Origin of the sequence: Janthinobacterium sp. LS2A, assembly GCF_036543145.1 — a bacterium.
In the GTDB taxonomy this organism is placed as follows: domain Bacteria; phylum Pseudomonadota; class Gammaproteobacteria; order Burkholderiales; family Burkholderiaceae_D; genus Janthinobacterium; species Janthinobacterium aestuarii.
In genome coordinates this window covers 256383-282221 of sequence record NZ_JAZHPB010000008.1, presented here as the reverse complement: position 1 = coordinate 282221, position 25839 = coordinate 256383, and the positions used below count along the sequence as shown (strand labels likewise).

Below are 25839 nucleotides of genomic sequence, written 5' to 3'. Positions count from 1 at the left end.
GCTGCCGTCATGCGGCCGCCAGGTCGAACGGCAGCTTGCGCAGGCGCTTGCCCGTCAGGGCGAACAGCGCATTGGCAAATGCCGGCGCCAGTGGCGGCACGCCCGGCTCGCCCATGCCCGTCGGCGCGTCGCCCGACGGCACCAGGTGCACCTCGATCACGGGCATGTCGGGCATGCGCGGCACCGGGTAGTCGCCGAAGTTCTGCTGCTTCACCACGCCATCCTTGAGCGTGATGGCCGCGCCGGGGATGGTCATGCCCAGCGCCATCAGCGCGGCGCCCTGCACTTGCGCCTCGATCGTCAAGGGGTTGACGGCCAGGTTGCAATGCACGCCCGCCCATACCTGGTGCAGCTTGGGCGCGCCTTCCACCACCGAAGCCGTCACCACGTAGGCGACGACGGAATTGAACGACTCGTGCATGGCCACGCCCCAGGCTTGTCCCTTCGGCAGCTTCTTCTTGCCATAGCCGGACTTGGCCACGGCCAGATCCAGCGCGGCGATGTGGCGCGTGTGCTTGGCATCGATCAGCTGCTTGCGGTAGGCGACGGGGTCCATCTTCGCCACGTGCGCCGCCTCGTCGATCAGGGTTTCCATGACGAAGGCCGTATGCGTCGAGCCGACGGAGCGCCACCACAGCACGGGCACGTTCGCCTTGGCCGTGTGTACGGACAGCTTCATCGGCAAGGTGTAAGGCTCGCCCATGCCTTCGACCATGGTGCCGTCGACGCCATTTTTCACCATGAAGGCTTCGAACGGCGTGCCGGCCATGATGGACTGGCCCACGATGGTGTGGTCCCAGGCGAGGATCTTGCCCTTGGCGTCAAGGCCGATCTGCGCGCGGTGCACGTGCGACGGCCGGTAGTAGCCGCCCTTGATGTCGTCCTCGCGGCTCCACATAAGCTTTAACGGACCGCTCTTGCCCGCCGCGCGGTAAGCCTTGGCGACGTTGACGGCTTCGACCACGTAGTCGGACGAGGGCACGGCGCGTCGGCCAAAGCCGCCGCCCGCCATCATCGTGTGCAAGGTCACCTGCTCCGGCTTCAGGCCGGAAGTCGCGGCAATCGCCGCCTGGTCGCCTGTCTGGAATTGCGAACCAACCCACATCGTGCATTTGTCCGCTTGCAGATCGACGACGCAGTTGAGCGGCTCCATCGGCGCGTGCGCCAGGTAGGGGAATTCGTACACGGCTTCGATCTTTTTCGGCGCCTTGGCTAGCTTGCCCATGTCGGCAGGCCTGGCGATAGTGCCCGGCGTTTTCGCCAGCGCCTTGAAGGCGGCCAGCTGCTTGTCGCTGCTGACCTTTTCCACGGCGCTCGTATCCCACTCGATCACCAGCGCGTCGCGCCCCTGCTTGGCGGGCCAGTAACCGTCGGCGATGACGGCAACGCCGCTGCCGCCACGGTCGGTCTTCACTTCCAGCACGTCCAGCACGCCCTTGATGGCTTTCGCCTTGCTGGCGTCGAATTTCGCCACCTTGGCGCCAAACACGGGCGGGCGCGCCACCATGGCCACTTTCGCGCCTGGCGGCTTGAAGTCGATGCCGAACTGCTGCTTGCCCGTCGACTTGGCGGACGCGTCGAGGCGTTTCACGGGTTTGCCGATGATGGAAAATTCGCGCGGGTCTTTCAGCTTCACGGTAGTAGGTACAGGCTGGCGCATGGCCGCGTCGGCAAACTCGCCATACGTCGACTTTTGTCCGCCGGGGCCATACAGCACGCCTTTCGCGGCGCGTACCTGGTCGGGATTGACTTTCCACTGCGCGGCAGCGGCGCCCACCAGCATGGCGCGCGCCTTCGCGCCGATTTCGCGGTACTGCGTAAACGAGTGGGCGATGCTGCCCGAGCCGCCCGTCATCTGCATGCCGTAGGCGGCATCCTTGTATTGTTCTCCGGCGGGCGCCAGCGCGCCGTGCACCAGGCTCCAGTCGGCGTCGAGTTCCTCGGCGATCAGCATGGGCAAGCTCGTTTGCACGCCCTGGCCAAATTCCAGCCGGTTCACCTGCACCGTCACCGTGTTATCGGGAGCGATGTGCAAAAACGCGTTCGGCGCATACACGGGCTTGGCGGGTGCGGCATCGGCCGCCTGCGCCAGCTTGCCTGCGCCGGGCAGGAAAAAGCCCAGCATCAAGCCGCCGCCGGCCACAGCGCCGGCCTTCATGAAACCGCGCCGCGACACGCCATCGGCCGCGCCAACGACAGCCACCGGCGCCGATGCCAGCGCCGCGCCCAGGGTCACCCCGCCATGCTGCAATGCTTCCTGATTCAACCATTCGATACGCATGCCGTTCTCCTCAGGCCAGGGTCTTGGCCGCGTCCTTGATGGCCGCGCGGATCCGTTGATAGGTGCCGCAGCGGCAGATATTGCCGCTCATGGCGCCGTCGATGTCGGCATCGCTGGGCGCCTTGTTGGTGCGCAGCAGCGCCGTCGCGCTCATCACCTGGCCGCTTTGACAGTAGCCGCATTGCGGCACGTCGTGGCGTACCCATGCCGCCTGGACAGCCTTGCCCACCTGGTCGTTTTCCATCGCTTCGATGGTGGTGATCTTTTGTGCGCCCACCGAGGAAATCGGCGTGATGCACGAGCGGATAGGCTGGCCATCGAGGTGCACCGTGCAGGCGCCGCACAGGGCAGCGCCGCAACCGAACTTGGTGCCCGTCATGTTCAGGTTATCGCGCAGCGCCCACAGGATGGGCGTGGAAGGATCGGCGTCGACTTGCGTGTCGCGTCCGTTGATATTCAAGGTAATCATCTGCTGCTTCCCCTTTTTTGGATTGTTATGGCGTCTACGAACAACACTTGATGATACGACAGCGGAAAAAAACGCAAAAAAAAGCGCGCCTTGCGAGGGCGCGCCGTCCAGCCTTCCTGGCGACAGCCCGGATTACTTAATGGTCGAGAATTTCTGTTCCAGCGTTTTCGCATCGACCGCGCCCGGAATGCGGCTGCCGTCGGCGAAGAAGATGGCTGGCGTGCCCGAGACGCGCAACTGCTGGCCCAGGGCCAGGATTTTTTCATGCGGGTTGGCGCAATTGGCAGCGACCGTGGCTGGCGCCTTGCCGTTCAACATCCAGTCATCCCAGGCCTTGTTGCGGTCCGGCGCGCACCACACATTGCGCGACTTGACGATCGAATCGGGCGACAGGATGTTGTACATGAAGGTGTAGACGGTGACGTTGTCGATTTCCTTCAAAGCGTTCTGGCGGAAGCGCTTGCAATAGCCGCAGTTCGGATCTTCGAACACGGCGATCACGCGCTTGCCATTGCCCTTGACGGTCTTCATGGCCGAATCGAGCGGCAGGTCGGAGAACTTGATGCGATTGACTTCGTCCAGGCGCACCTTGGTGAGATCCTGCGACGTCTTGGCGTCGAAGACGTGGCCGACGAACAGGTATTGCGCGCTCTTGTCCGTGTACAGGATGTCGCCACCCGTGCGCACTTCGTACAGGCCGCCGTACGGCGTTTCCTTGACCGAATCGACCTTGGCGCCTTCGCCCAGGCGCGGCTCGATCAGCTTTTTAATGTTCGCTTCCGTCGGCGTTTCGGCGCCAGCGCACGACATCATCAGGCCCGAGGCCATCAGCAAGGCGATTTTGCTCATGCTTCTGTTCATTGTTATCACTATCACTTCTCCACTTGAAACGCCCGGCGAAACTGGCAGGGGGCCCGGCGCCGTTATCTCTTTAATAAAACGAGCGCCGCAGACCAGCTGCGGCGACCTTGAATTTTCACTGCTGCCATTATCCGGCGATATCTTAAGATACGCTGATATTTACTGATGTCCCAATGCGTGCGAAATCATTTTCCGCTTCAGGGCAGGTAATTTATCCAGCAAGTTTAATCCCAAATTGCGAACCACGCGCAACGGTTCCAGATCGGCGCCAAATAATCGCGCCAGGCCATCGGTGGCCAGCTGCATCAGCAGCACGTCTTCCTTGCGCGCCCGCGCATAGCGGGCCAGCACGCGTTCGTCGCCGATGCCGCGGTGCGCTTCGCGTTCGCCGATCGTCTTGACCAGCTGCGCCACATCGGCAAAGCCCAGATTCATGCCGTGGCCAGCCATCGGATGGACCACGTGGGCGGCGTCGCCCACCAGTGCCACGCGCGGCGCCACCATGGCGTGCGGGCGCATCAGAGTCAATGGGAAGGCACGCACCAGCTCCGGCTGCAAAGGCGTGAGTTTACCCAGCTTGTCCTGGCAGTATGCGGACAAGCGCGCGGCCAGGGCGTCGGCCGGTTCGGCCATCAAGGTATCGGCCAGCGCATCGGGCGCCGACCAGACGAGAGAAACGCGCTCGCCCGGCAGCGGCAGCAGCGCGACAATGCCTTCGCTGCCCGTAAACCACTGGTGGGCCGCGCCATGATGCGGCTTTTCGCAGGCGAAGTTGCTGACCACGCCGCGCTGGCCATACGAGCGGTAATCGAGGCCGATGTCGCACTGACCCCGCACCCACGACTGGGCGCCGTCCGCGCCCACCACCAGCGCGCAGGTGATGGTGTCGCCGCCATCGAGGTGCACGATGGCCGAGTCGTTCGTCCATTCCAGACGGCTGGCGCGGCCCTGCAGCACGCTGACGTTCGGCGCGAATTTCAGGGCGGCGTCCAGCGCCTGGCCCAGGTTGCGGTCTTCGATGATCCACGCCAGGCTGCCCACATGGGCGCCGTAGGCGTCGAAACCGAGTCCGCCCGCCTGCGCGCCGTCGCCGTTGACCAGCATGGCGTCGACGGGCGCCACCCTGTCAGCCTCCAGCGCGCCCCACACCTTCAGCGAAGACAGCAAGTCGTGCGCCGTGTGATTGAGCGCATACACGCGCACGTCCCAGCTGGCTTCGACCGGCTTGGCGACCAAAGGGGATGCGGTCACCGGCGGGCTCGCCGGAGATAACAAGGTGACGCTTTGTCCTGCCTGGGCAAACGCCAGCGCCGTGGTTTTCGCGATGGCGCCGTTGCCGACGATGCAAACGTCGCTGTGGCTGTCCATGAAGCGCCGCATGGTAGGGGAAGTGGGACTGTTCATGGAGCCATTATAGCGTTTGCCCCACCTGTTTCAGATACTCCGGAAGTACAGAACGCGTGCCCCAGGTCAAGCGGCGCCATGAAAGACGGGCAGCACGTGGTCCGCGATCTCCTGCATCGTCTCGGCCAGCGGGCGGCGGTTCTGCCGCAGCTGCAAGCCGATGTGCCGCACGCCGGCCGCGCGCATGGCGTGCAGCTCGGCGATCAGGCCATCGCGTCCCGTGCGCCCGCCGAAGCGGAAGCGCTGCAGCGGCAAGCTCGGGTCTTCATCCAGGTCCAGGTGAATGAAGCTGACATACGGCTTGTCGTCGCCGGCCACGGCGCGCCATTGCGCCGCGCGCCGCGCATGGTCTTCCGGCGTGCCCGGATAGGCGAGCCAGCCATCCATCTGCGCGCCAATCCACGCGGGCGACTGCTGCGCCAGCCCCGCCACCAGCAGCGGCAAAGGTGCGGCCGGCTGGGGCAGCAAACGGATGCCGGCCGGCAGGCGCGTTACGCCCCAGTCGCGCAGCATGGCGACCTGCTCGCGGAAGGCGGCGCCGCGCTGCTCGAAATCGCGGCCGAACACGGGATACTCGACCGGCCGGTCGCCGCTGGCAACGCCCAGCAGCAAACGCCCGCCGCTCAACTGGTCGACGCTGGCCGCCGCTTTTAACATCAGCGCCGGCTCGCGCAGCGGCAGCACCACGGCGGCCGTGCCCAGCAAGATATTGTCCGTGATGCCGGCCAGGTAGCCGAGATACGTAAACACCTCGAAGACTTGGGCCGCGTCGCCAAACGACGGGTCGTACAGGGGCACGTCGCGCAGCCACAAGGCCCGGAAACCCAGGCGGTCGGCCAGCTTCGCCAGCGCCGCATGCTGTGTCATATCCGGCTCGCCCGGCACGCGGCCGGACACCGCATTCGCCTGGCGTCCCGTGGACGACCAGTCATTGTCGAGCGGCAGTTCCAGGCCGATACTGAAACCGCTCTGCCCCAGCTTCGTCATGGCACCCATTTCAATCCCACTGCGGCGCCAGGCCGTCCGGGTTGGCCAGGCGCTCGCCCCGCTCCAGGGTCGCCATCTGCGCCATCTCGTCCGGCGACAGGGTGATGCGCTGAAAATGCAGGTTCGCTTCCAGGTTGACGCGTTTGGTCGACGACGGGATCACGGCAAAGCCCTGCTGCAGCGACCAGCTCAGCGCCACCTGCGCCGGCGTCACGCCATGTCTGGCGGCGATGGCCGCGATCACGGGGTCCGCCATCACCTTGCCATACGCGAGCGGCATGTAGGCCGTAATGTGGATGCCCTGGCTGCGCGCAAAATCGATGACCTTGCGGTTTTGCAGGAACGGGTGGATCTCGACCTGCTGCGTGGCGATTTCCGATGCGCCCACCGTATCGATGGCTTGCCGCAGCTGCGCGTTGGTGAAATTCGATACGCCGATGGCCCTGGTCAGTCCCTGCGCCTTCGCCTGCGCCAGCGCTTCCATGTACTCGGCCACGGGAATCGCGTTGTTCGGCGACGGCCAGTGGATCAGGGTCAGGTCCAGTTGTTCCAGCCGCAGCTTGCGCAGGCTGTCCTTCAGGCTCGGAATCAGCTTGTCGCGCTGCAGATTGTCGATCCAGATCTTCGTGGTGACGAACAGCGCGTCGCGCGGGACGGCGCTGGCGGCGATCGCCTGGCCCACTTCGGCTTCATTGCCGTAGATTTGCGCCGTGTCGATATGGCGGTAGCCGACGTCCAGGCCCGCGGTGACGGAATCGATGACGACCTGGCCCTGCAGGCGGAAGGTGCCCAGGCCGATTTCAGGGATGGCGGTGTGATTGGTGGTGGTATTCATGCGGCAGTCCTCTCAAATACATGTCGATGACCACACTATGCGCCCATCCTTTGTTGAGAAAAATACCGTTTATGTCAAATCATATTTGATCTACAGGCAAGTAAGCTGATGCCCATGCAGGAAATCCGGGAAAAGTCGTCACCGGCTCTTGCATTCCCGTTTTGGTCTGCTATAATTCGCCACCTTGGCCTGGTAGCTCAGTCGGTAGAGCAGAGGATTGAAAATCCTTGTGTCGGTGGTTCGATTCCGCCCCGGGCCACCAAGAATTAGTTTCACGTTCAAAAACGCCACCTTCGGGTGGCGTTTTTGTTTGTGGCGCCGTCACATTCCCTCCCAGCTCATCATCCGGCACCATTGCACAAGACGCCGGCATTCCTGACACAGGATTTTCCCCACGGGAACATGTTAAGATTAATCAAAGATTAACGCCCGTATCAAGGAACATGACCGTGAAACAATGTTTATTACTGGCTGTTGCCAGTGCCCTTGCCAGTACCGGGATGGCGCAGCCTGCGCAAGTCGCAGCACAGGTGACAACGTCTTCAAGCGCCACGCAGCAGGAACCTCGGCGCGCAATCCCACTCAGGCCATGGGAAAAAAGGCTGGCAGCGTCGACGTTTTCCATGCAGATGCTGGCAAGCGGCCGCATTGATCCCGACTACCCTGGCTTGCCGCTTGGCCTCGCCGTGACCGCCATACAAAAATTCTTGGCCGACAAAAAAGGCGAATTCGAATCGACGGCTGATTATCAGCGTAGAAAGACCGCTGCCCTGGATGAAAAAATCATCGGCAACTCAAGCTTGAATGACTGGTTTGCCTTGGTGACCCCGGTCAAGAATAACGAACAATCTTCAAATGCCATCAGCTACGAATTCAATGCGAATACAGGAAAAGTAAAGCTCTTTGTCTTGCCTTACTCTTTTGAGCTGAATGGCATCGGCGCTCCTGACTACGACCTCAACAAACTGCGATACAAGGGCCTGGATCAATTTCAATTGAGTTCCAAACTGAAATCAAAAGGTCCGTACAAGGGGCATGGCAGCTATCGCGCAAAATACCCCATCGAAGAAACCGACACGGCAAGGCTGGGCATTGCAGTCAATCGCATCCCGTTCCTGGATTTTCAGCGTGACAATTTCCAATCTAACAAGAAACCTGTAATCCAGTTGACGATGGAAAATGCCGTCGCGGCAAAAGAGCTACCTGCCTTGAAGGCGCTGCTCGTGATGAAAGTGGCGGCGCCTTACCTGGTCTATAATTTCTACCGGTCCGAGTTTACTCCGGACAGAACGGACATGAAAACAATACAAAGCATTTACCTTGCCGGCAATATGGCTGGCATTATTTTTTACTCCGGCATCACCGGCGACATTCTGGGGCGATTACCCGCAGGATTTGGCCTGCCTGTCGCACCGAATTAATGCAAAAAAAAGCCAACCCGAAGGTTGGCGTTCTCAAATCACGCAAGGCGGCCGCCTGCGGCCAGCCACATCGCTTTTACCACATCAAATCATCAGGAATCTGGAACGCCGCGTACGGATCGTCCTCATCCACTTCGGTGCTGGCCTGCTTGACGCGCACGACGATGGCGGGGTCGCGTTCGGCGATCTTGTCGGCGATGATGCGCGGCACCAGTTCCACGGCCCCGCCCAGGCAGACGATCACCAGACGGCCCGCCACCAGATGGGCTTGCACGGCCGCCGTCACGTAGATGCGCTCGATCTTGTTGTTGAACGTGAAGTTATACGGCACGTCGCCGTTGTTGCCCTTGCTCTGGCGGTTCTTCTGCACCATTTGCGCGATCTGCGCCACGATGGCTTTCTGGTTGGCGGCCGCGTCGCGCTGGGCATTCAGTTCGCGCGCGCGTTCCGCGTTCTTGCGCTGCGTCTCGAGCGCGGCCAGGCGCACTTCATCGACGCTTTGCGTGCCGCTTTTGCGCTCGTCCTTTTTTTGCTTGCTCTTGTCCTGGTTGGCCAGCTTGACCTTCTTCTTGTCGACCAGGCCGGCCTTTAAAAACTGCTCTTGCAACGAGACCATAACTACTCCGTATTTAGGGTGCGCCGGCCAAGGCAGCGGCATCGGCCGGTGGAAAGACGCTAGCATAGCAAAAAACAGGGACGCTGCCGCCGCAACATGGCTGCCCGGGCCAGCCGGCAGGCGCCTTGTGCCTGTCAGTAACAAAAAGACACACTCGAGTGGAAATTTTGTTGATAAATGTCATATAGTTAGTTACGTTCTGCATATCGGCATTGCCTGCCGCTTGCATGTCCCCTTCCACTGACTGCGCCTAAAGGATTTACCATGAAACAATTCATCGCCCTCTGCATCGCCGCCGCGTTTGCCAGCACCGCCTTTGCCGCCGCACCGGAAGCGGCGCCCGTCGCCAAGACGGCCCAACAGTCAAAAATGACCACCTGCAATGCGGATGCCGCCGGCAAGAAAGGCGATGAGCGCAAGGCCTTCATGAAGGAATGCCTGAGCGCCAAGCCGGCGCCGGCCATGACGCAGCAAAACAAGATGAAGGCGTGCAATGTCGACGCCAAGGACATGAAGGGCGACGCCCGCAAGGCGTTCATGAAGGAATGCCTGAGCGCGCCGAAGAAATAAGCGCCTCGCCGCTTGCCCCAACAACGCCAGCGTCATGCTGGCGTTTTTTATTGCGCTGCGTAAGCCTGCATCAGCCGGTCGAGGAAGATAAACAGCTGGCCGTTCATCGCTTGCCAGTTGTGGGCGCGCAGGGCCGCTGGCTGCTGCACGAAGCGGTGCGACGTGAGCGTGGCCAGCTCTGGCTCTGACGCGGCGATCAGCAGTTCGACCACCTCCGGCGTGAATTCCATATGGCACTGGAAGCCGTACACCAGATTGCCGTATTCGATGATCTGACGCGGGCAGCCTTCGCTATAGGCGATGATCTTCGCGCTGTCGGTCAGGCCCGGCATGTCGCTGTGCCAATGCCCGGTTTCCAGGACGTCGCCGACATGGGTGAACTTGTCGTTCGCCTTTCCGTCTGCCGTCAGCATGATGGGAAACTTGCCGATCTCCTTTTCAGGGCTGTGCGCGTGCCGTGCTCCCAGGGCCGCGCCGATCAGCTGCGCGCCCAGGCAAACGCCGACGACGGCCTTGCCCGCCGCGGCACAGGCGGCAATCAAGGCCTGTTCGGCTGCGGCGTCGAAATGCGGGCATTCCCCGCGCGTCGTCGACGGCGACTGCGGCCCGCCCATGACGACCAGCAGGTCGATGTCCGCGATGGAACCGGGCAGCGGCTCATGGGCATGGACGCGGGAATACGTGGCCTCGTGGCCCCGTTCGCGCACCCATGTTTCGTAGGCGCCCGGCGCCTCGAATGCTTCATGCACGACGAAATGGACTTTCATGATGTTCCCCTTCTGTAGCGAGTAAATGAAACTATGGCCGGCCCAGCACCTGGGCCAGCACCGCGGCGAACGCCTGCGCGCCCGCTTCGTCGATGTCCGACACGGTGATCCGCAATCCCCGCGCCGGCGCCTGCACGCCGAAGGCTTCGCCACCGCGCACCAGCCAGCCATGCCGGGCCAGCGCCAGCACGGCCGCCTGGCTGCTGTCCGGCAGCGGCAGCCACAGGTTCAGCCCATCGGCGGGACTGGCGCAGACCAGGCCTTGCGCCGCCAGCGCCGCCGCCACCATGTCGCGGCGGCGCGCATAGTCTGCGCGGGCCAGGACCACCTGCGCGGACACGTCGGACGACGACAGGCAGGCGCTCACGGCATCCTGCAAAAGATGGCTGACCCAGTTCGTGCCGGGCGCCAGGCGCAGGCGCAAACGCTGTGCCGTCTGCCCGTCGCTAGCGACAACGGCCAGGCGCAAGTCGGGGCCGAAGATCTTCGATACCGATCGGACCAGCGCCCAGCGCTTGGCGGCAGGGGGAATCACGTCCTGGTAGCCGGCGGTGGACAACAGCGAGAAATGGTCGTCGACGATGACCAGCACGTGCGGATAGGCGGCCAGCACGGCGCGCAGCTGATCCGCGCGCGCCGCGCTCAGGCTGCAGCCGGTGGGATTGTGCGCGCGCGGCGTCACGATGACGGCTTGCGCGCCTTGCGCCAGCGCCCGTTCCAGCGCCACGGCCTGCATGCCCTCGGCATCGACGGCCACGCCAACGGCGTGCAGCCCGGCGATGCGCAAGGTGTTGATGCTGCTGACGAAACACGGGTCTTCCACGGCCACCTTGTCGCCCGCGGCCAGGTACGCCCCCAGGAGGCGCTCGACCGCATCGACGGCCCCATTCGTCACGGTGATGTCGAGGCCTTCGGGGCAATCGCCGGCCAGCCAGCGCCGCGCCAGCACTTCCAGTTCCGGGTCCACGGTGGCTTCGCCATACAGGCGCGGACGGTATGGCTTGCGCGACAGGGCCGCGCCGACGTGGGGCAGCCAGGCCAGGTTCGGATTGCCGCCGCCCAGGTCGGCCAGCGGCGAGCCGGGCAGCAGGCCTTCCTGCTCGCCGGGATCGCGCTGCGCGCGGATGGCCGTGCCCAAACGCCCTTGTGTGACCGCGATCCCGGCCGTCACCAGGCGCTGGTACGCCAGCGACACGGTATTGCGGTTGACGCCCAGGGTCGCGGCCAGCTCGCGCACGGTCGGCAGCTCCTGGCCCGGCAGCAATTCGCCCGCCTGCGTCAGCGCGCGGATGCTGTCGAACAGTTCCGCGGCGGTTTTTCCGGCAATCTTCACGATAGTCTCAGACATGATATATTTTGGCATAGGACAATAATACACCACTCCCGCGACTCCTGCCGCTAGAAGGCGAACACAAGGCTGACACATGAACAATGACACTCCCCTGCTCACTCCCACCATGCATGAGCGGCATGGGCGCTGGCCGCAAGCCGTGTCGGTGGACGACTTCCGCCGCAATCTGGCGGCAGTGCATGCGCGCATGGCGGCCGCATGCCAGCGGGTCGGGCGCGATCCGGCCGGCGTGCGGCTGCTGCCCGTCAGCAAGACCAAGCCCGAGGCGAGCCTGCGCCTGGCCTACGCCGCCGGTTGCCGCATGCTGGGAGAAAACAAGCCGCAGGAAGCGGGCCGCAAATGGGAAGCGATGGCGGATCTGGCCGACCTGCAATGGTCGGTGATCGGCCATTTGCAGACCAACAAGGCCAAGCTGGTGGCGCGCTTTGCCAGCGAATTCCAGGCGCTCGACAGCCTGCGCGTGGCCGAGGCGCTGGAACGGCGCCTGCAAGCGGAAGGGCGCGGACTCGATGTGTTCGTGCAAGTAAACACCTCGGGAGAAGCCAGCAAGTACGGCTTGCCGCCGGACGAGGTGGCCGCTTTCCTGCGCCAGCTGTCCGCCTTCCCGGCGCTGCGCGTGCGCGGACTCATGACCTTGGCGCTGTTGTCGGCGGAAGCCGTGCGCGTGCGCCGCTGCTTCGTGCTGCTGCGCGAACTGCGCGACCGGCTGCGCCAGGACGTCCCTGATGGCATCAGCCTCGACGAGCTGTCGATGGGCATGTCCGGCGATTATGAAATCGCCATTGAGGAAGGCGCCACCGTCGTGCGCGTCGGCCAGGCCATCTTCGGCGCGCGCGATACGCCCGATAGCCACTACTGGCCCACGGCGCAAACGGACTAGGCGGCCCTATGCGCCTTGTGGTCGCGCCGTCAATCATGCCGAATGATCAAGATGACATGCAGAAAGATACCGCGTAATATTTTTACCATACTGCTCAGCTCGGCAGCACAGCTCCCTGGGGAAAGGACGGCAGCGTGGCCGCGTCAAACGACCTCGCGCACTGGCGCGGACAGATTTTTGCGCGCCTGCTGCAGGCGGTGCTGCTGCTGGGCATCGTCACTGCCATTCCCAGCGCCCTGCTGGCCGCGCGCGAAGCTATCTGGTCCATAGTCGCCCTCGACTTGCTGGCCATCGGCTGGATCGGCCTCATCTGGCATCTGCGCGCCATGCCCTACCGCTGGCGCGTGTGGCAATTCCTCATCGTCGCCTATCTGGTGGGCGTGGGCCTGCTGATGAAAATCGGCCCCGTCAGCCAGATCTACATGATGCTCATGCCCGTGCTGGCGGCCCTGCTGCTGGGCATGCGGCCAGCCTTGTCGACCCTGGCCCTGACGTCGCTGACCATCTTCCTGCTCGGCCTGCATCCCGACGTGGAGCTGCAATTGCGCGGCGTGCCCGATTCACCCGTGCTGCGCGCGCTGATCGTGGCCCTGAACTTCCTGTTCATCGCCGCCGTGCTGACCCTGTCCTGCGCCTTCCTGCTGCGCCACCTGGAACGCAGCAGCCAGGCCCTGTCACAGCTGAACGCCGACCTGCGCCTGACGGCCACGGCGCTGGCCCGCCTGAACGACATGGTGATGATCGCCGAAGTGGCCGATACCGCGTTAGGCGCGGGTACGGTGCCCGCCACGCGCATCATCTTCGTCAACGATGCCTTCGAGCGCAGCAGCGGCTATGCGCGCGCCGAGGTGCTGGGCCGCAGCCTGCTGTTCCAGCAAGGCCCCGCCACCGATGCGGACGAACTGGCGCGCGTCGCCGCCGCCATGGCCCGCGCCCAGCCAGCCAGGGCGGAATTACTGAATTACAACAAGGCCGGCAAGGCCTACTGGGTCGAGGCGGAACTGGTGCCGTTCACGGATGCGGACGGCAGGCAGACGCACTGGGTGGCCGTCGAGCGCGAAATCGACGAGCGCAAGAAATCGGAAGCGGACATCCACCGCCTGGCTTTCTATGACGTGCTGACGGGCCTGCCCAACCGGCGCCTGCTGATGGACCGCATCGGCCACTTGCTGGCCGCCGCGCCGCGCAACCATACCATCAGCGCGCTGATGTTCATCGACCTCGACCACTTCAAGCACATCAACGACGCGCGCGGCCACGCCACCGGCGACGCGCTGCTGCGCCTGGCCGGCGAACGGCTGGCGCAGCTGATGCGCAAGGCCGACACAGTGGCGCGCATCGGCGGCGATGAATTCGTCGTGCTGCTGGCGCACCTGGCCGATGACCTGGACAGCGCCGCGCGCGCAGCAGCCCAGGTGGCCGAGAAAATCCGCGCCGCCATCGCGCGCGACTTCGAAATCGGCGCGCAGTCCTATCATTGCAGCGCCAGCATCGGCGTGACCCTGCTGCCGAAAATGGAACAGCAGGCGCACGACCTGCTGCGCGAAGCGGACATCGCCATGTACCGCGCCAAGGCGGAAGGGCGCAACGGCATCGCCTTCTTCGAAGCGGCCATGCAGGCGGGCGTGGAGCGCCGGCTGACCCTGGAACGGGCGCTGGCGCGCGCCCTCGATGACCATGTTTTATGCATGCACGTGCAGCCGCAGGTCGACCGCCACGGCCGGGTCACGGGCGCCGAATTGCTGATGCGCTGGCCGCAGGCGGACGGCACGTACATCGCGCCGGATATATTCATTCCCATCGCCGAGGAATCGGGGCTGATCGTCAAGCTCGGCCACTGGGCGCTGCGCGAAGCATGCCGCGCCGCCAGGGTGCTGGCGCAGGCGGGATCGCCCGTCGCCCTGTCCGTGAACGTCAGCCCGGCCCAGTTTCGCCAGCCCGATTTCGCTTCCCGCGTGCAGGCGGCGCTGGCCGAACACGGCACGCCGGCCGGCGCCCTGATCCTGGAATTGACGGAAGGCTTGCTGATCGATCAGCGCGACGCCTCGCTGGCGCGCATGCGCGAACTGGCGGACCTGGGCATCCGCTTTTCCATCGACGATTTCGGCACCGGCTATTCCAGCCTCGCCTACCTGACCTCGATGCCGCTGTATGAACTCAAAATCGACAAGCGCTTCATCGACGACACGCCGCACGATGCGCGCGGCACGGCCATCGTGCAAGCGATCCTGGCCATGGCGCGCCACCTGGGCTTGCGCGTCGTGGCCGAAGGCGTGGAAACGCAGGAGCAGGCAGACTTCCTCATCGCCCACGATTGCGACGGCTTGCAGGGCTTCCTGTATGCGCGGCCGATGCCGCTCGCCGACTTCCTCGCCTGGCTGGCCGGGCGTCAAGCTTAGCTTTCCGACATTTCCTGCACGCAACTCCTCCGCTAGAATACCGGCCTCATAGCCTGTACCTTCACCATCCCCTTTGATTAAAGTGATCCCCGATGCGTCTGGTTCTTCCCCTGCTGCTCTCTCTGCTGCCCGCCGCGCATGCGGCCCCTTCCTCCACCGTCACTGCGCCCACGCCGATCACGCTGGACCAGGCCATGGCCGATCCCGACTGGATCGGCACACCCGTCGAAGCGGCATGGTGGGGTTGGAATGGCCAGCTCTACTACAAGCAAAAGCGCCTCGGTTCGCCCCTGCGCGACACCTATCAATTGCCAGGCGCGAACGCCAAGCTCAATAGCGGCAAGAAGGTCGACGATGCGCAGCTGGCCAACCTCGATGGCCAGCAGATGGTCGTCAACCGGGCCGGCACGCGCGCCATCCTGCTGCGCAACGGCGACCTGTTCGAGCGCGACCTGAAAAACGGCGCCTTGACGCAAATCACGCGCGGCGTGACGGCCATCAGCGACCCGCAATATTCCAGCGACGGCGGCGCCGTGCAATACCGCAGCGGCACGGACTGGTTCAGCTGGAACCGTCTCGATCGCCTGAGCGCCCCCGTCGCCCTGCTGCGCGCGGCCAAGGATCCGGACGCCAAGCCGGAAGCGGACGCCCTGCGCGAACTGCAGCTGCGCCTGATCGTCAACCTGGCGCGCCAGAAGGAAGACCGCGACGCGAGCCGCGAACGCCGCCATGAAGAGCGCCGCCTGGACGCCACGCGCGCGCCGGAACCGATCTACCTGGGCGAGAAAGTGACGATTTCCGGCAGCGCCCTGTCGCCGGACGGCCGCTGGCTGCTGTTCGTCACGCAAGACAAGGCCGCCGAAAAAGGCAAGCTGGGCAAACTGGCCCGCTACGTCACGGAAACGGGCTATCCGGAAGCGGACGACGAGCGCACGCGCGTGGGCCGCAACATGCCGATCGCGCAAAGCCTGAAACTGGCGGACCTGCGCACGGGCCAGGTGCGCGAGATCGCCTTTGACAGCCTGCCGGGCATCGCCACCGACCCGCTGGCAGCCTTGCGCGCCGAACAGAAGCTGCCGCCGTTGAAAGGCAACCGCGCCGTGCGCATCGACGCCCAGCGCGACGGCATCGCCTGGGCCGATGACGGCAGCAAGGCCGCCGTGCGCATCCGCGCCATCGACAACAAGGACGGCTGGCTCGCCAACGTCGACCTGGCCAACGGTACCCTCGTGCCCGTGCACCGCATCAGCGACACGGCCTGGGTCAACCGCCGCGCCGAGGAATTCGGCTGGCTGCCCGACAACGCCACCTTGTGGTATCTGTCCGAGGAAAGCGGCTACGCCCACCTGTACACGAAACAGGGCGCGGCTCCGGCACGCGCCTTGACCAGCGGCCAGTGGGAAGTGAGCGCCGTCGAATGGAGCCGCGACGGCAGGACCGCCTATTTCATGTGCAACCGGCAGGCGCCAGGCACGTATGAAGTGTGCGCCAGCACGGCCAGGGATGGCGGCGCGCGCGAAGTCACCAGTTTGAAAGGCGTGGAAAACTTCGGCCTGTCGCCCGACAACGGCAAGCTGCTGCTGCGCTATTCCACCAGCTATATGCCGGCCCAGCTGGCCACCGTTTCTGTCTCTGGCGGCAAGGCGACTATCCTCACCGATACGCGCAGCGACGCCTTCAAGGCGCGCAACTGGGTCATGCCGGAACTGGTGCAAGTGCCGTCCACGCATGGCGCGGCGCCCATCTGGGCCAAGCTGTACCGGCCCGCGCAGCTGGAAGCGGGCAAGCGCTATCCGATCGTCATGTTCGCGCACGGCGCCGGCTACCTGCAGAACGTGACCGAGCGCTATCCCGTCTACTTCCGCGAACAGATGTTCCACAACCTGCTGGTCGAGCAAGGCTACATCGTGCTCGACGTCGACTACCGCGCCTCGCTCGGCTACGGCAGCGCCTGGCGCACGGCCATCTACCGCCAGATGGGCCACCCGGAACTGGAAGATTTTGTCGATGGCGCCAACTGGCTGGCGCAACAGCACCAAGGCGACATCCGGAACGTGGGCATCTATGGCGGCAGCTATGGCGGCTTCATGAGCCTGATGGCCCTGATGCGCGCGCCGGACATCTTCAAATCGGGCGCCGCCCTGCGCCCCGTGACGGACTGGACGACCTACAACCACGAGTACACGGCAAATATCCTGAACACGCCGGACATCGATCCACAGGCGTATAAAATCTCGTCGCCGATCGAATACGCGGACAAGCTGACTGGCAACCTGCTGATCGCCCACGGCATGATCGACGACAACGTGTTCTACCAGGATTCCGTGCGCCTGTCGCAGCGCCTGATCGATCTGAAAAAGGATAACTGGGAAATGGCCAGCTACCCGATGGAGCGCCACGGTTTCGTCCAGCCTGAAGCGTGGTATGACGAGTACCGCCGCATCTATCAATTGTTCCAGCGTACGTTGAAGTAAGCGATATCAGAATGTCGGATTACACGGCTACGCCGCTAATCCGACCTACCCGCTCCGGCGTAGAGAGTAGGTCGGATTAGCCCGCAAGGGCGTAATCCGACACCACACTCACTCAGTCAAACGGCACCGGCCGTGGCGTCGTATCCGACGATGGTGGCAAGATCGGCAGCACGATGTGCGGGTGCTTGCCCGTCAGGGTTTTCAGGAAAGCCACCAGTTTGGCGTTTTCATCGGGCGTAAACGTGCGGCCCAGCTGCAAGCGGCCCATCACGTCGACGGCCTGCGTCAGGGTCGCCGCTTCGCCATCGTGGAAGTACGGATACGTCAGCTCCACGTTGCGCAGGGTCGGCACCTTGAAATTGAAGCGGTCCGCATCCTTGCCCGTCACGGCCGAGCGCCCTTCAGCCGTCATCGCCGTCTTGTACGGTTCCACCACGCCCATCTTCTGGAAAGTGTTGCCGCCCACGGCGGGACCGTTATGACAGGCGATGCAGCCGCTCGATTTGAACAGCTGGTAGCCGGCCAGTTCGTCTTTCGTCAACGCGCTTTTCTTGCCCGACAGCCATTGGTCGAAGCGCGAACCGGGCGTCACCAATACCTCTTCAAAGGCGGCGATGGCGCGCGTGACTTGCTCGATGGACAGCTTGTCCTGGCCAAACACTTGCCTGAACTCCGCGCGGTAAGCGGGAATCGAGGCCAGCACGTCGATGGCCAGCTCGTGCGTAAAAGCCATCTCGCCCGGATTGGCGATGGGGCCGCCCGCCTGCTCCTGCAAATCCTTGGCGCGGCCATCCCAGAATTGCGCCACGTTCATGCTGGAATTAAGTACTGTGGGTGAATTGATGGGCCCGCGCTGCCAGTTGTGGCCGATCGAGGTCTTGATATTGTCCGTGCCGCCCATGCTCAGGTTATGGCAGCTGTTGCAGGAAATAAAGCCCGAGCGCGACAGGCGCGGATCGAAAAACAGTTTCTTACCCAGCTCGACCATCGCTGGATTGGCAACCTTGGCGGCAGTGATGGGCTGGATCGGCTCCTTGCTGGCGGCGTGCAGCGCGCCACTGAGAGCGAGGCTGGCGATGAAAAGGAAGGGGGACATGGTGCGGCGCATAGTCTAACTCCTGGAAACATTCCCGAATCGGCGGCGCGCGCCGGCGCGGGAATGCAGCGCGCCGGCCCGGTCGCCACCCGTACATCGCTGATTGGATGTTGATTTATATTAACTTTGACGGGTTGACAATGGAAATGACCGGGATCAAGGTTCTGGCCAAGTGCGAATCGCGCTTGCCATTTACGCAAGCGTGGCACATGATGAAGGCATGAAAACGCCTACCTACTCCGCCCTGTTGCGCGCCACGTGCGCCAGCTTCCTGCTGCTGGCCGCCAGCGCCTGCGGCAGCGCCCCCACGCAAGATGATGCGCCGCCCGCCCCCGGCAATGCCGGCTTGCTGGCGCAAATCCAGGCGGAAGTGGGCACCGCCGCCTGCGATTCCACCCAGCAATGTCAGACCATCGCGATCGGCGCCAAGGCTTGCGGCGGCCCCGAGCGCTACCTGGCCTGGTCCAGCAAAAACAATGACGGCAAGAAGCTCAAGGCACTGGCCCAGGCGCAAGCCGAGGCCAGCCGCAAGCAGCAGCAAACGGACGGCATGATGTCGACCTGCTCCATCGTCACGGACCCGGGCGCCACCTGCGAAGCGGGACGCTGCGTGCTGCAAAAGAGCGCCATGGGCGGCAACGCCGCCATGTAATCGAATGTGCCGGCAACACGTCAGGATTGCAATTGCAAGGTCTTGACGATCTTGCTCTCCACCCTCTCGCCCGCGCCTGAGGTGGTGTTTTTGCTCTCCTTGCGCAGCAACAATAAATGGTCGCCGCTGACGCCATACTGGCGCGTCTCGTCCGACTTTTGCGTAAAGCTGACGACCACAAAGGCGCGCCCGCTCACGTCAAAGTGGAAATGGCTGGCCAGCGGCGTGCCGTCCGCGGCGATCCACACCTCGATGCCGCCTTCGAACTTCTTCACATACTTGCGGTCTTTCTCAGCTACCTTGTCGAGCGACAAGGTAAAGCTGAGCAGACGCGCCGGCTTGCCCTTGTAGCTATCCATCTTTTCACTGCTGAACACGGCTTCCTCGATCTCGCGCGACAGGGCGTCCGCCGCCGACACCATGGAACGCAACTCCGTCGCCTTCATTTCTCCCAGCGCAAAGCCGATCGGCGTCTTGACCTTCGGATCCTTCACCCTGGCGCGCTGCTCGGCCTCCACTTTCGCCAGCAAATCCTTGCCGTAGAGCACTTGCAAGCCCGCCGGCCCGCCTTCGACGGTGACTGTCGCCTGGCCGCTATCCTCTTCCGCCGCCTTGCCCTCGCCCTCGCGGCGCCAGCTTTTCGATTCCACCTGCGCCTTGATCGGCATCTGGCCCTGCAATCGGGCCAGCGCCGCAGTCAGATCGGCCAACCCGTCGGCGCGGGCCGCGCCGCAAAACAAACTGAACAAGCCCGCCACCGCCAGGCCCTGCACTCCAATACGTCGCTGCATCGCCACATCCCTTCGGGTCATACAAGGATGCCAAAACACCATGTTTTGGCCATCTGTTGCATTTGAACACAGCTAGCTCTGGTCAGGTAGAAAGTCTTTCTGCTATAATTCGCCGCCTTGGCCTGGTAGCTCAGTCGGTAGAGCAGAGGATTGAAAATCCTTGTGTCGGTGGTTCGATTCCGCCCCGGGCCACCAAGAATTCAGCAGCACATAGCAAAAAGCCAACCTTCGGGTTGGCTTTTTTGTTTGCTGAATTGCTCGCGTCCAGCCTGTCGCCAGTCACGCTGCAAGCCGCGCAGCGCTGCGCGCCACATGAAAAAATACATCCCTACGCCCCTTCAAGTGCATAGCCTTCAATTTCAAGGCATAAAATATTGCTTAAAGATATATAATTTCCCTTAACAGACTGACTTCGGCAAGAGCTTGGCCGTTTGAACGTGACGCCACATGGCATCACTTTAAAAATTGAAAATGGATATATTCGATGAAGATTTTGGCAATTATGCTTGGTTCGTGCATGCTCGTTGCATGCGGTGGTGGTGGTAGCAGCTCCTCACCGGCCCCTGCTAACCCGGCAAAATTAACCGTCAACGGCACTGCCGCAACGGGGAAAGCAATTGCTGGCGCCATGATTACTGCCAAATGCCAGACGGGCACAGGCAACGCCACGTCGCTGGCCGACGGCAGCTACAGCCTTGCCGCCGCCGGTGGCCAACTACCGTGCCTGCTCCAGATCACCGATCCGGCTGATGGTTCGAAATTACACACGCTCGTGCTGGGAAGCGGCAACGCCGCCACTGCCAACATCACGCCACTGACCGAAATGCTGACGGCGCGGGTATTGGGTAACGAACCCGCGGTCTTCTTTGCCGCGTTTGACTCCGCTATTGCCGGCAGCAAGATCAATAGCACTGCGGTGAAAGCGGCGCAGGCCGACGTGGCTGCGGTACTGAGCGGTGTCGTCGACACGACCCCGCTCGCTGATTTCCTTTCCACGCCCTTGAAAGCGGCGACGCAAGGCAACCCCGCCGGCGGCGATGCACAGGACAGGGTTCTCGATGCGCTCAGAATAAAAATCAATGCCGCCCAGCTTACCCAGGTCGTGACCGCGCTGGCCAAGATCAGCAATCCAGACACCATCAAGCAAGTCATCGCCGATATTGCCGCAGTCCCCCCTGTCGCCCAGGCCGGGCCGGCACAAAGCGTGGTAACGGGCACTGTCGTTACCCTCGATGCCAGCGCCAGCTCGGCCTATGCCGGCCGTACACTCAGCTATGCATGGACCCTGCAATCCAAACCGGCAGGCAGCACGGCAAGCTTGTTGTCGCCGACCTCCGCCAGGCCCACTTTTACGGCGGATGTGGCTGGCACCTATGTCGCCAGCGTCATCGTCAACGACGGCAAGGTCAGCAGCAACGCCGCGGCGGTCAGCATTACGGCCAGTGTAGCCAATGCGGCGCCGGTTGCGAACGCAGGCTACGCGCAAAATGTCTTGTCCGGCAGCGTGGTCGAACTCGATGGCAGCGCCAGCTCGGATGCCAATGGCGATGTCTTGACGTTTGCCTGGATGCTGACGGAAAAACCGGCGAACAGTACGGCCACCTTGTCCTCTGCCAGCGCAGCCAGGACCAGCTTTACCGCCGATGCCTCCGGCTTGTATGTCGCCAAGCTCATCGTCAACGATGGCAAAGCGAGCAGTGCGGATGCAACGGTCACTGTCAGCGCCAGTGCCGTCGACACATCGGGACCCTCCGTGTCAGCCATCACTGTCACCCCCGCCACCGTCAACGTCTCGCAGGCAAGCCAACGCGTGACGGCCACGGTGACCGTGACAGATGCCACCGGAATCAATCTCAACGCCCTGCCCCACCCCTATTGGCACAGCATCGCCGATATCGGCGGCACCCGCATCGATAGCAAATGGGTGCTGGCCTACGGCGACGCGAAGCATGCCACCTTCAGTTCGACGGTGACGATCCCCGCAGGCGCCAAAGCCGGCTCCTGGACGGTTGGCTGGACAGCGTTCCGTGACACATTAGGATATACGAGTACGAATGGCGGCTACGAAAAGAGTTTCACCGTGCAAAGTAATGAACTCAGCGACACGTCGGGCCCCGCCGTTTCAGCCATCACCGTCAATCCCACCACCGTTGACGTCTCGCAGGCAAGCCAACTGGTGACGGCCACGGTGACCGTGACAGATGCCACCGGGGTCAATCTCAACGCCCTGCCCAATCCCTATTGGTACAACGTCGCCGATATCGGCGGCACCCGCATCGACAGCAAATGGATGCTGGCCTCCGGCGACGCGAAGCATGCTACGTTCAGTTCAACGGTGACGATACCCACAGGCGCCAAAGCCGGCTCCTGGACGGTTGGCTGGACAGCGTTCCGTGACACATTAGGATATACGAGTACGAATGGCGGCTACGAAAAGAGTTTCACCGTGCAAAGTAATGGACTCAGCGACACATCGGGTCCCGCCGTTTCAGCCATCACCGTCAATCCCACCACCGTTGATGTCTCTCAGACAAGTCAACTGGTGACGACCACCGTCATCGTGACAGATGCCACCGGGATCAATCTCAACGTCCTGCCCAATCCCTATTGGTACAACATCGCCGATATCGGCGGAACACGCATCGACAGCAAATGGGTGCTGGCATCCGGCGACGCGAAGCATGCTACGTTCAGTTCAACGGTGACGATACCCGCAGGCGCCAAAGCGGGGCAATGGGTGGTTGGCTGGACAGCGTTCCGTGACACATTAGGATATACAAGTACGAATGGTGGCTACGACAAAAGTTTCACCGTTAAATAAACGCGCCAGGCAGCACCAGACGATCAATCAGGGAGCTGCCAGCCCGCTTTGAACATCCTCAGCCAACCTTCGGGTTGGCTTTTTTGTTTTTCTTTGCACAAAATCTCTCCCGCCCCACCGCTGTGTACGCAAACGTACGGACTGCAGCGGCCCAAGAGCCCATGCTGCAGGCAGACCACACACCCTTCCCGCCGCCAGCGCCCTGCGCGACACGGCGCAACGGCCACCTGGCCAGTTCTCCCCGCTACACCGCCATGCGAAACTCGCGCCCGACGCCGTCGAGCCGTTCCGTACATTACGGCACACTGCCAAAGGATGCATCATGAAAACTACCCTGATATTGCTCGCGCTCGCCTCTACCCTTGCCCTGACGGCTTGCCAGCGCGAAGCACCACCCGCACCCACCGTCGTACAAGTCGTTCCCGGCCCTGCCGGCGCGCCTGGTCCTGCCGGCGCGACGGGTGCCACGGGCGCTGAAGCCCCTGCCGGCGCGACCGGTGCCACCGGCGCCACGGGACAGACCGGCGACAGCGGTGCCGCCGGATATGACGGCGCCAAGGGCGCCACTGGAGCACAAGGCAACGATGGTGCCAAGGGCGACGACGGCGCCAAAGGTAAGACGGGCGACACGGTGATTGTCGTTCCACAACGTTAATACGCTTTACTCCGGACACCACAACGCCAACCCATCCGGTTGGCGTTGTGCGTATGCGCTGTACCGCACAGTAACATTCGCCATCTCGGCCTATCCTGTTGTCATATAACAGGGAGATATCGCATGCTGACGATCATACTGGTGGTGGCCCTGCTGGGCCTGGTTGTACTGTTCGCGCCCGGCCCCGTGCGCCGCGCCCTGATTACCCCACACCTGCTGGCCCTGTTCAAGCGCATCTTGCCGACGATGTCCGACACGGAGCGTGACGCGCTCGAAGCCGGTACCACGTGGTGGGATGCGGACCTGTTTTCCGGCAAACCCGACTGGCCCAAGCTGCTGAGCTATGGACGCGCCACGCTCACGGCCGAGGAGCGCCACTTTCTTGAGCACGACGTCGAGCGGCTGTGCGAACTGGTCAACGACTGGGAAACGCAGCAGGCGCAGGATTTGCCATCCCAGGCGTGGGACTACATGAAGGCGCAAGGTTTCCTCGGCATGATTATCCCGAAGCAATATGGCGGCAAGCAATTCTCCGCCTACATGCATTCGCAAGTGGTGATGAAATTGTCGAGCCGATGTTCGGCGCTGGCCGTGACCGTGATGGTGCCCAACTCGCTGGGACCGGCCGAACTGCTGCTGCACTACGGCACAGAAGAACAGAAAAACCATTATTTGCCACGCCTGGCCAACGGCACCGAGATTCCCTGCTTCGCCCTGACCAGCCCGTACGCGGGTTCCGATGCGGCCGCCATTCCAGACTTGGGCGTGGTCTGCATGGGCATGCATGAGGGCCGCGCTACCCTCGGTTTCCGCCTCACGTGGAACAAGCGCTACATCACCCTGGCGCCCGTGGCAACCTTGCTGGGCCTGGCATTCCAGACCAGCGACCCCGATCATCTGCTGTCCGACAACGATGCGCCCGGCATCACTTGCGCGCTGATCCCCGCCAGCCACGACGGCGTGGTGATCGGGCGCCGCCACCATCCATTGAACGCCGCTTTCCAGAACGGCCCCACGTCGGGCAACGATGTGTTCATCCCCATCGACTGGGTCATCGGCGGTCAGGCGCAAGTGGGCAAAGGCTGGCGCATGCTGATGGAGTGCCTGGCGGCTGGGCGCGCCATTTCGCTGCCCTCGTCCAGCGTGGGCATGGGCAAGATGGCCGTGCGCGGCACCGGCGCGTATGCGGCCGTGCGGCGCCAATTCAACATGCCGATCGGCAAGTTCGAAGGGGTGCAGGAAGCGCTGGCCCGCATGGGCGCCAACCTGTACCTGATGGATGCGGCGCGCACCCTGGCCGCGCACGCCGTCGACCTGGGCGAAAAGCCGGCCGTCATTTCCGCCATCGTCAAATACCACGTCACGGAACGGGGCCGCGCGCTCGTCAACGACGGCATGGATATTCTCGGCGGCAAGGGCATCTGCATCGGCCCCAACAATTTCCTCGCCAGCGCCTACCAGCAAATCCCCATCGCGATCACGGTCGAAGGGGCCAACATCCTCACGCGCAGCCTGATCATCTTCGGCCAGGGCGCCATCCGCGCGCATCCGTATGTGCTCAGAGAAATGGCTGCCGTCAGCGAAAGCGACGGCCGCAAGGCCTTGCACGATTTCGACTCGGCCTTCTTTGGCCATGTCGGCTTTGTGCTGGGCAACCTGGCCAGGGGCTTGTGGTACGGACTGGGCGGCGCGCGCCTGGCGGCCGTGCCCGATGCCGGCGCGCCTGTACTGACACCCTACTACCGCGCCCTGACGCGGCTGTCGACGGCGTTTGCCGTCATGACGGATATGTCGATGTTCGTGCTCGGTGGCGAACTCAAGCGCCGCGAGCGGCTGTCCGCCCGGCTGGGCGACGTGCTGGCGCAGCTGTACCTGGCGTCGTCCGTGCTGAAGCGCTACGAAGACGATGGCCGTCCCGAGGCCGACCTGCCCTATGTACACTGGTCGCTGCAGGATGCGCTGGTCAAGGCGCAGCAGGGCTTGACGGGCGTGCTCGACAATTTCCCCGCGCGCGTGCTGGCGGCGCTGCTGCGCACCTTGCTGTTTCCGTTTGGCCTGCCCCACCGTCCGCCTTCCGACGAACTGGGCAGCGAGGTGGCGCTGGCCCTGCAAACGCCGGGCGCCGACCGCGAACGCCTGCTGGCCGACGGCTATGTGGCCAACGACAGCAACGACCCCGTGGCCTGCGCCGAGCGGGCCCTCGCCCTGCTGCCCGACATCCTGCACATCGAAAAACGCCTGAAAGACACGCCCGAAGGCGCGGCCCTGCGGCACCTGCCGCAAAGCCTGTCCGCCATGCAGCAGTGGCTGGCCGCAGCCAAGGCGGCGGGTTCGGTCAGCTGCCAGGAGCACAACACCTTGCTCGACTATGCGCGCCTGGTCGACGGCTTGATACAGGTCGACGATTTTGCGCCCGCTGCGGCGCAGCCTACACACTTGCAGGCGCACGGGGCCGATATCAACAGCCGCGCCGCCTAGGCGAATTTGCGGCCTATACTGAATTGAGCGG

The 25839-nt window shown here is 63.3% G+C and carries 20 protein-coding genes and 2 tRNA genes; 11 read left to right on the top strand and 11 right to left on the bottom strand.

Annotated features, from left to right (window positions below; all coding sequences use genetic code 11):
* Positions 1-7: 7 nt before the first annotated feature.
* From V3C40_RS22435 to dkgB, 6 genes are all read right to left on the bottom strand, one after another.
* Positions 8-2281: a xanthine dehydrogenase family protein molybdopterin-binding subunit gene (locus V3C40_RS22435; RefSeq protein ID WP_331778570.1), complete on the bottom strand. Its 2274-nt coding sequence runs from the start codon at positions 2279-2281 to the stop codon at positions 8-10.
* A gap of 10 nt (positions 2282-2291) precedes the next feature.
* The gene (locus tag V3C40_RS22430) at positions 2292-2750 is read right to left on the bottom strand and encodes a (2Fe-2S)-binding protein (protein WP_034753534.1); all 459 of its coding nucleotides are present in this window, start codon (positions 2748-2750) and stop codon (positions 2292-2294) included.
* Between the two features lie 132 nt (positions 2751-2882).
* Entirely contained in the window at positions 2883-3599 is a 717-nt protein-coding gene (locus tag V3C40_RS22425) for a DsbC family protein (protein WP_235194254.1), read from the bottom strand.
* Positions 3600-3770: 171 nt separating this feature from the next.
* Positions 3771-5015 carry a UbiH/UbiF family hydroxylase gene (locus V3C40_RS22420; protein ID WP_331778569.1) on the bottom strand — a complete coding sequence of 415 codons (1245 nt, stop codon included), beginning with the start codon at positions 5013-5015 and terminating at the stop codon, positions 3771-3773.
* 66 nt (positions 5016-5081) lie between these two features.
* Entirely contained in the window at positions 5082-6011 is a 930-nt protein-coding gene (locus tag V3C40_RS22415; protein ID WP_331778568.1) for a TIGR03571 family LLM class oxidoreductase, read from the bottom strand.
* 1 nt (position 6012) lies between these two features.
* Positions 6013-6837, bottom strand: coding sequence for a 2,5-didehydrogluconate reductase DkgB (gene dkgB, locus V3C40_RS22410; RefSeq protein ID WP_331778567.1), 825 nt, complete (start codon positions 6835-6837; stop codon positions 6013-6015).
* A 186-nt stretch (positions 6838-7023) separates the two neighbouring features.
* Here dkgB and V3C40_RS22405 point away from each other — a divergent pair.
* Together V3C40_RS22405 and V3C40_RS22400 are read left to right on the top strand one after the other, a co-directional pair.
* Positions 7024-7099: transfer RNA gene (locus V3C40_RS22405), tRNA-Phe, on the top strand.
* Positions 7100-7280: 181 nt separating this feature from the next.
* The gene (locus tag V3C40_RS22400) at positions 7281-8258 is read left to right on the top strand and encodes a hypothetical protein (protein ID WP_331778566.1); all 978 of its coding nucleotides are present in this window, start codon (positions 7281-7283) and stop codon (positions 8256-8258) included.
* A 76-nt stretch (positions 8259-8334) separates the two neighbouring features.
* On the opposite strand, the gene V3C40_RS22395 is transcribed toward V3C40_RS22400, so the two are convergent.
* Positions 8335-8874 (bottom strand): DUF2058 domain-containing protein, encoded by a 540-nt coding sequence (locus tag V3C40_RS22395; RefSeq protein ID WP_034753528.1) that lies wholly within the window; start codon positions 8872-8874, stop codon positions 8335-8337.
* A gap of 264 nt (positions 8875-9138) precedes the next feature.
* On the opposite strand from V3C40_RS22395, the gene V3C40_RS22390 reads away from it, so the two are divergent.
* Positions 9139-9444 carry a PsiF family protein gene (locus V3C40_RS22390; protein WP_034753527.1) on the top strand — a complete coding sequence of 102 codons (306 nt, stop codon included), beginning with the start codon at positions 9139-9141 and terminating at the stop codon, positions 9442-9444.
* Between the two features lie 47 nt (positions 9445-9491).
* On the opposite strand, the gene V3C40_RS22385 is transcribed toward V3C40_RS22390, so the two are convergent.
* Entirely contained in the window at positions 9492-10211 is a 720-nt protein-coding gene (locus tag V3C40_RS22385) for a glutamine amidotransferase-related protein (protein ID WP_331778565.1), read from the bottom strand.
* Positions 10212-10242: 31 nt separating this feature from the next.
* Complete coding sequence (ptsJ, locus tag V3C40_RS22380; RefSeq protein ID WP_331778577.1) at positions 10243-11544, bottom strand: MocR-like B6 salvage transcription factor PtsJ; 1302 nt, start codon at positions 11542-11544, stop codon at positions 10243-10245.
* A gap of 91 nt (positions 11545-11635) precedes the next feature.
* Here ptsJ and V3C40_RS22375 point away from each other — a divergent pair, with 91 nt between their 5' ends.
* The 3 genes from V3C40_RS22375 to V3C40_RS22365 all read left to right on the top strand — a co-directional run bounded on the left by V3C40_RS22375 (position 11636) and on the right by V3C40_RS22365 (position 17315).
* Positions 11636-12442, top strand: coding sequence for a YggS family pyridoxal phosphate-dependent enzyme (locus tag V3C40_RS22375; protein ID WP_331778564.1), 807 nt, complete (start codon positions 11636-11638; stop codon positions 12440-12442).
* Between the two features lie 134 nt (positions 12443-12576).
* Complete coding sequence (locus V3C40_RS22370) at positions 12577-14841, top strand: putative bifunctional diguanylate cyclase/phosphodiesterase (RefSeq protein WP_331778563.1); 2265 nt, start codon at positions 12577-12579, stop codon at positions 14839-14841.
* 92 nt (positions 14842-14933) lie between these two features.
* Positions 14934-17315 (top strand): S9 family peptidase, encoded by a 2382-nt coding sequence (locus V3C40_RS22365; protein WP_331778562.1) that lies wholly within the window; start codon positions 14934-14936, stop codon positions 17313-17315.
* 112 nt (positions 17316-17427) lie between these two features.
* Here V3C40_RS22365 and V3C40_RS22360 read toward each other — a convergent pair whose 3' ends face one another.
* A complete protein-coding gene (locus tag V3C40_RS22360; RefSeq protein WP_331778561.1) occupies positions 17428-18411 on the bottom strand; it encodes a cytochrome-c peroxidase in 984 nt (327 codons plus the stop codon).
* A gap of 220 nt (positions 18412-18631) precedes the next feature.
* On the opposite strand from V3C40_RS22360, the gene V3C40_RS22355 reads away from it, so the two are divergent.
* Positions 18632-19063, top strand: a complete 432-nt coding sequence (locus V3C40_RS22355) for a hypothetical protein (RefSeq protein WP_331778560.1) — start codon at positions 18632-18634, stop codon at positions 19061-19063.
* Positions 19064-19083: 20 nt separating this feature from the next.
* Here V3C40_RS22355 and V3C40_RS22350 read toward each other — a convergent pair whose 3' ends face one another.
* Complete coding sequence (locus tag V3C40_RS22350) at positions 19084-19854, bottom strand: hypothetical protein (RefSeq protein WP_331778559.1); 771 nt, start codon at positions 19852-19854, stop codon at positions 19084-19086.
* A gap of 119 nt (positions 19855-19973) precedes the next feature.
* Between V3C40_RS22350 and V3C40_RS22345 the strand changes: the two genes are divergently transcribed.
* The 4 genes from V3C40_RS22345 (at position 19974) to V3C40_RS22330 (ending at position 25808) form a co-directional block, all read left to right on the top strand.
* A tRNA-Phe gene (locus V3C40_RS22345) sits at positions 19974-20049 on the top strand.
* A 289-nt stretch (positions 20050-20338) separates the two neighbouring features.
* Entirely contained in the window at positions 20339-22675 is a 2337-nt protein-coding gene (locus tag V3C40_RS22340; protein ID WP_152546481.1) for a PKD domain-containing protein, read from the top strand.
* A gap of 322 nt (positions 22676-22997) precedes the next feature.
* Positions 22998-23330 (top strand): hypothetical protein, encoded by a 333-nt coding sequence (locus V3C40_RS22335; RefSeq protein WP_070305493.1) that lies wholly within the window; start codon positions 22998-23000, stop codon positions 23328-23330.
* A gap of 123 nt (positions 23331-23453) precedes the next feature.
* On the top strand, positions 23454-25808 hold the full coding sequence (locus V3C40_RS22330; RefSeq protein WP_331778558.1) for an acyl-CoA dehydrogenase: 2355 nt from the start codon (positions 23454-23456) through the stop codon (positions 25806-25808).
* Positions 25809-25839 lie beyond the last annotated feature (31 nt).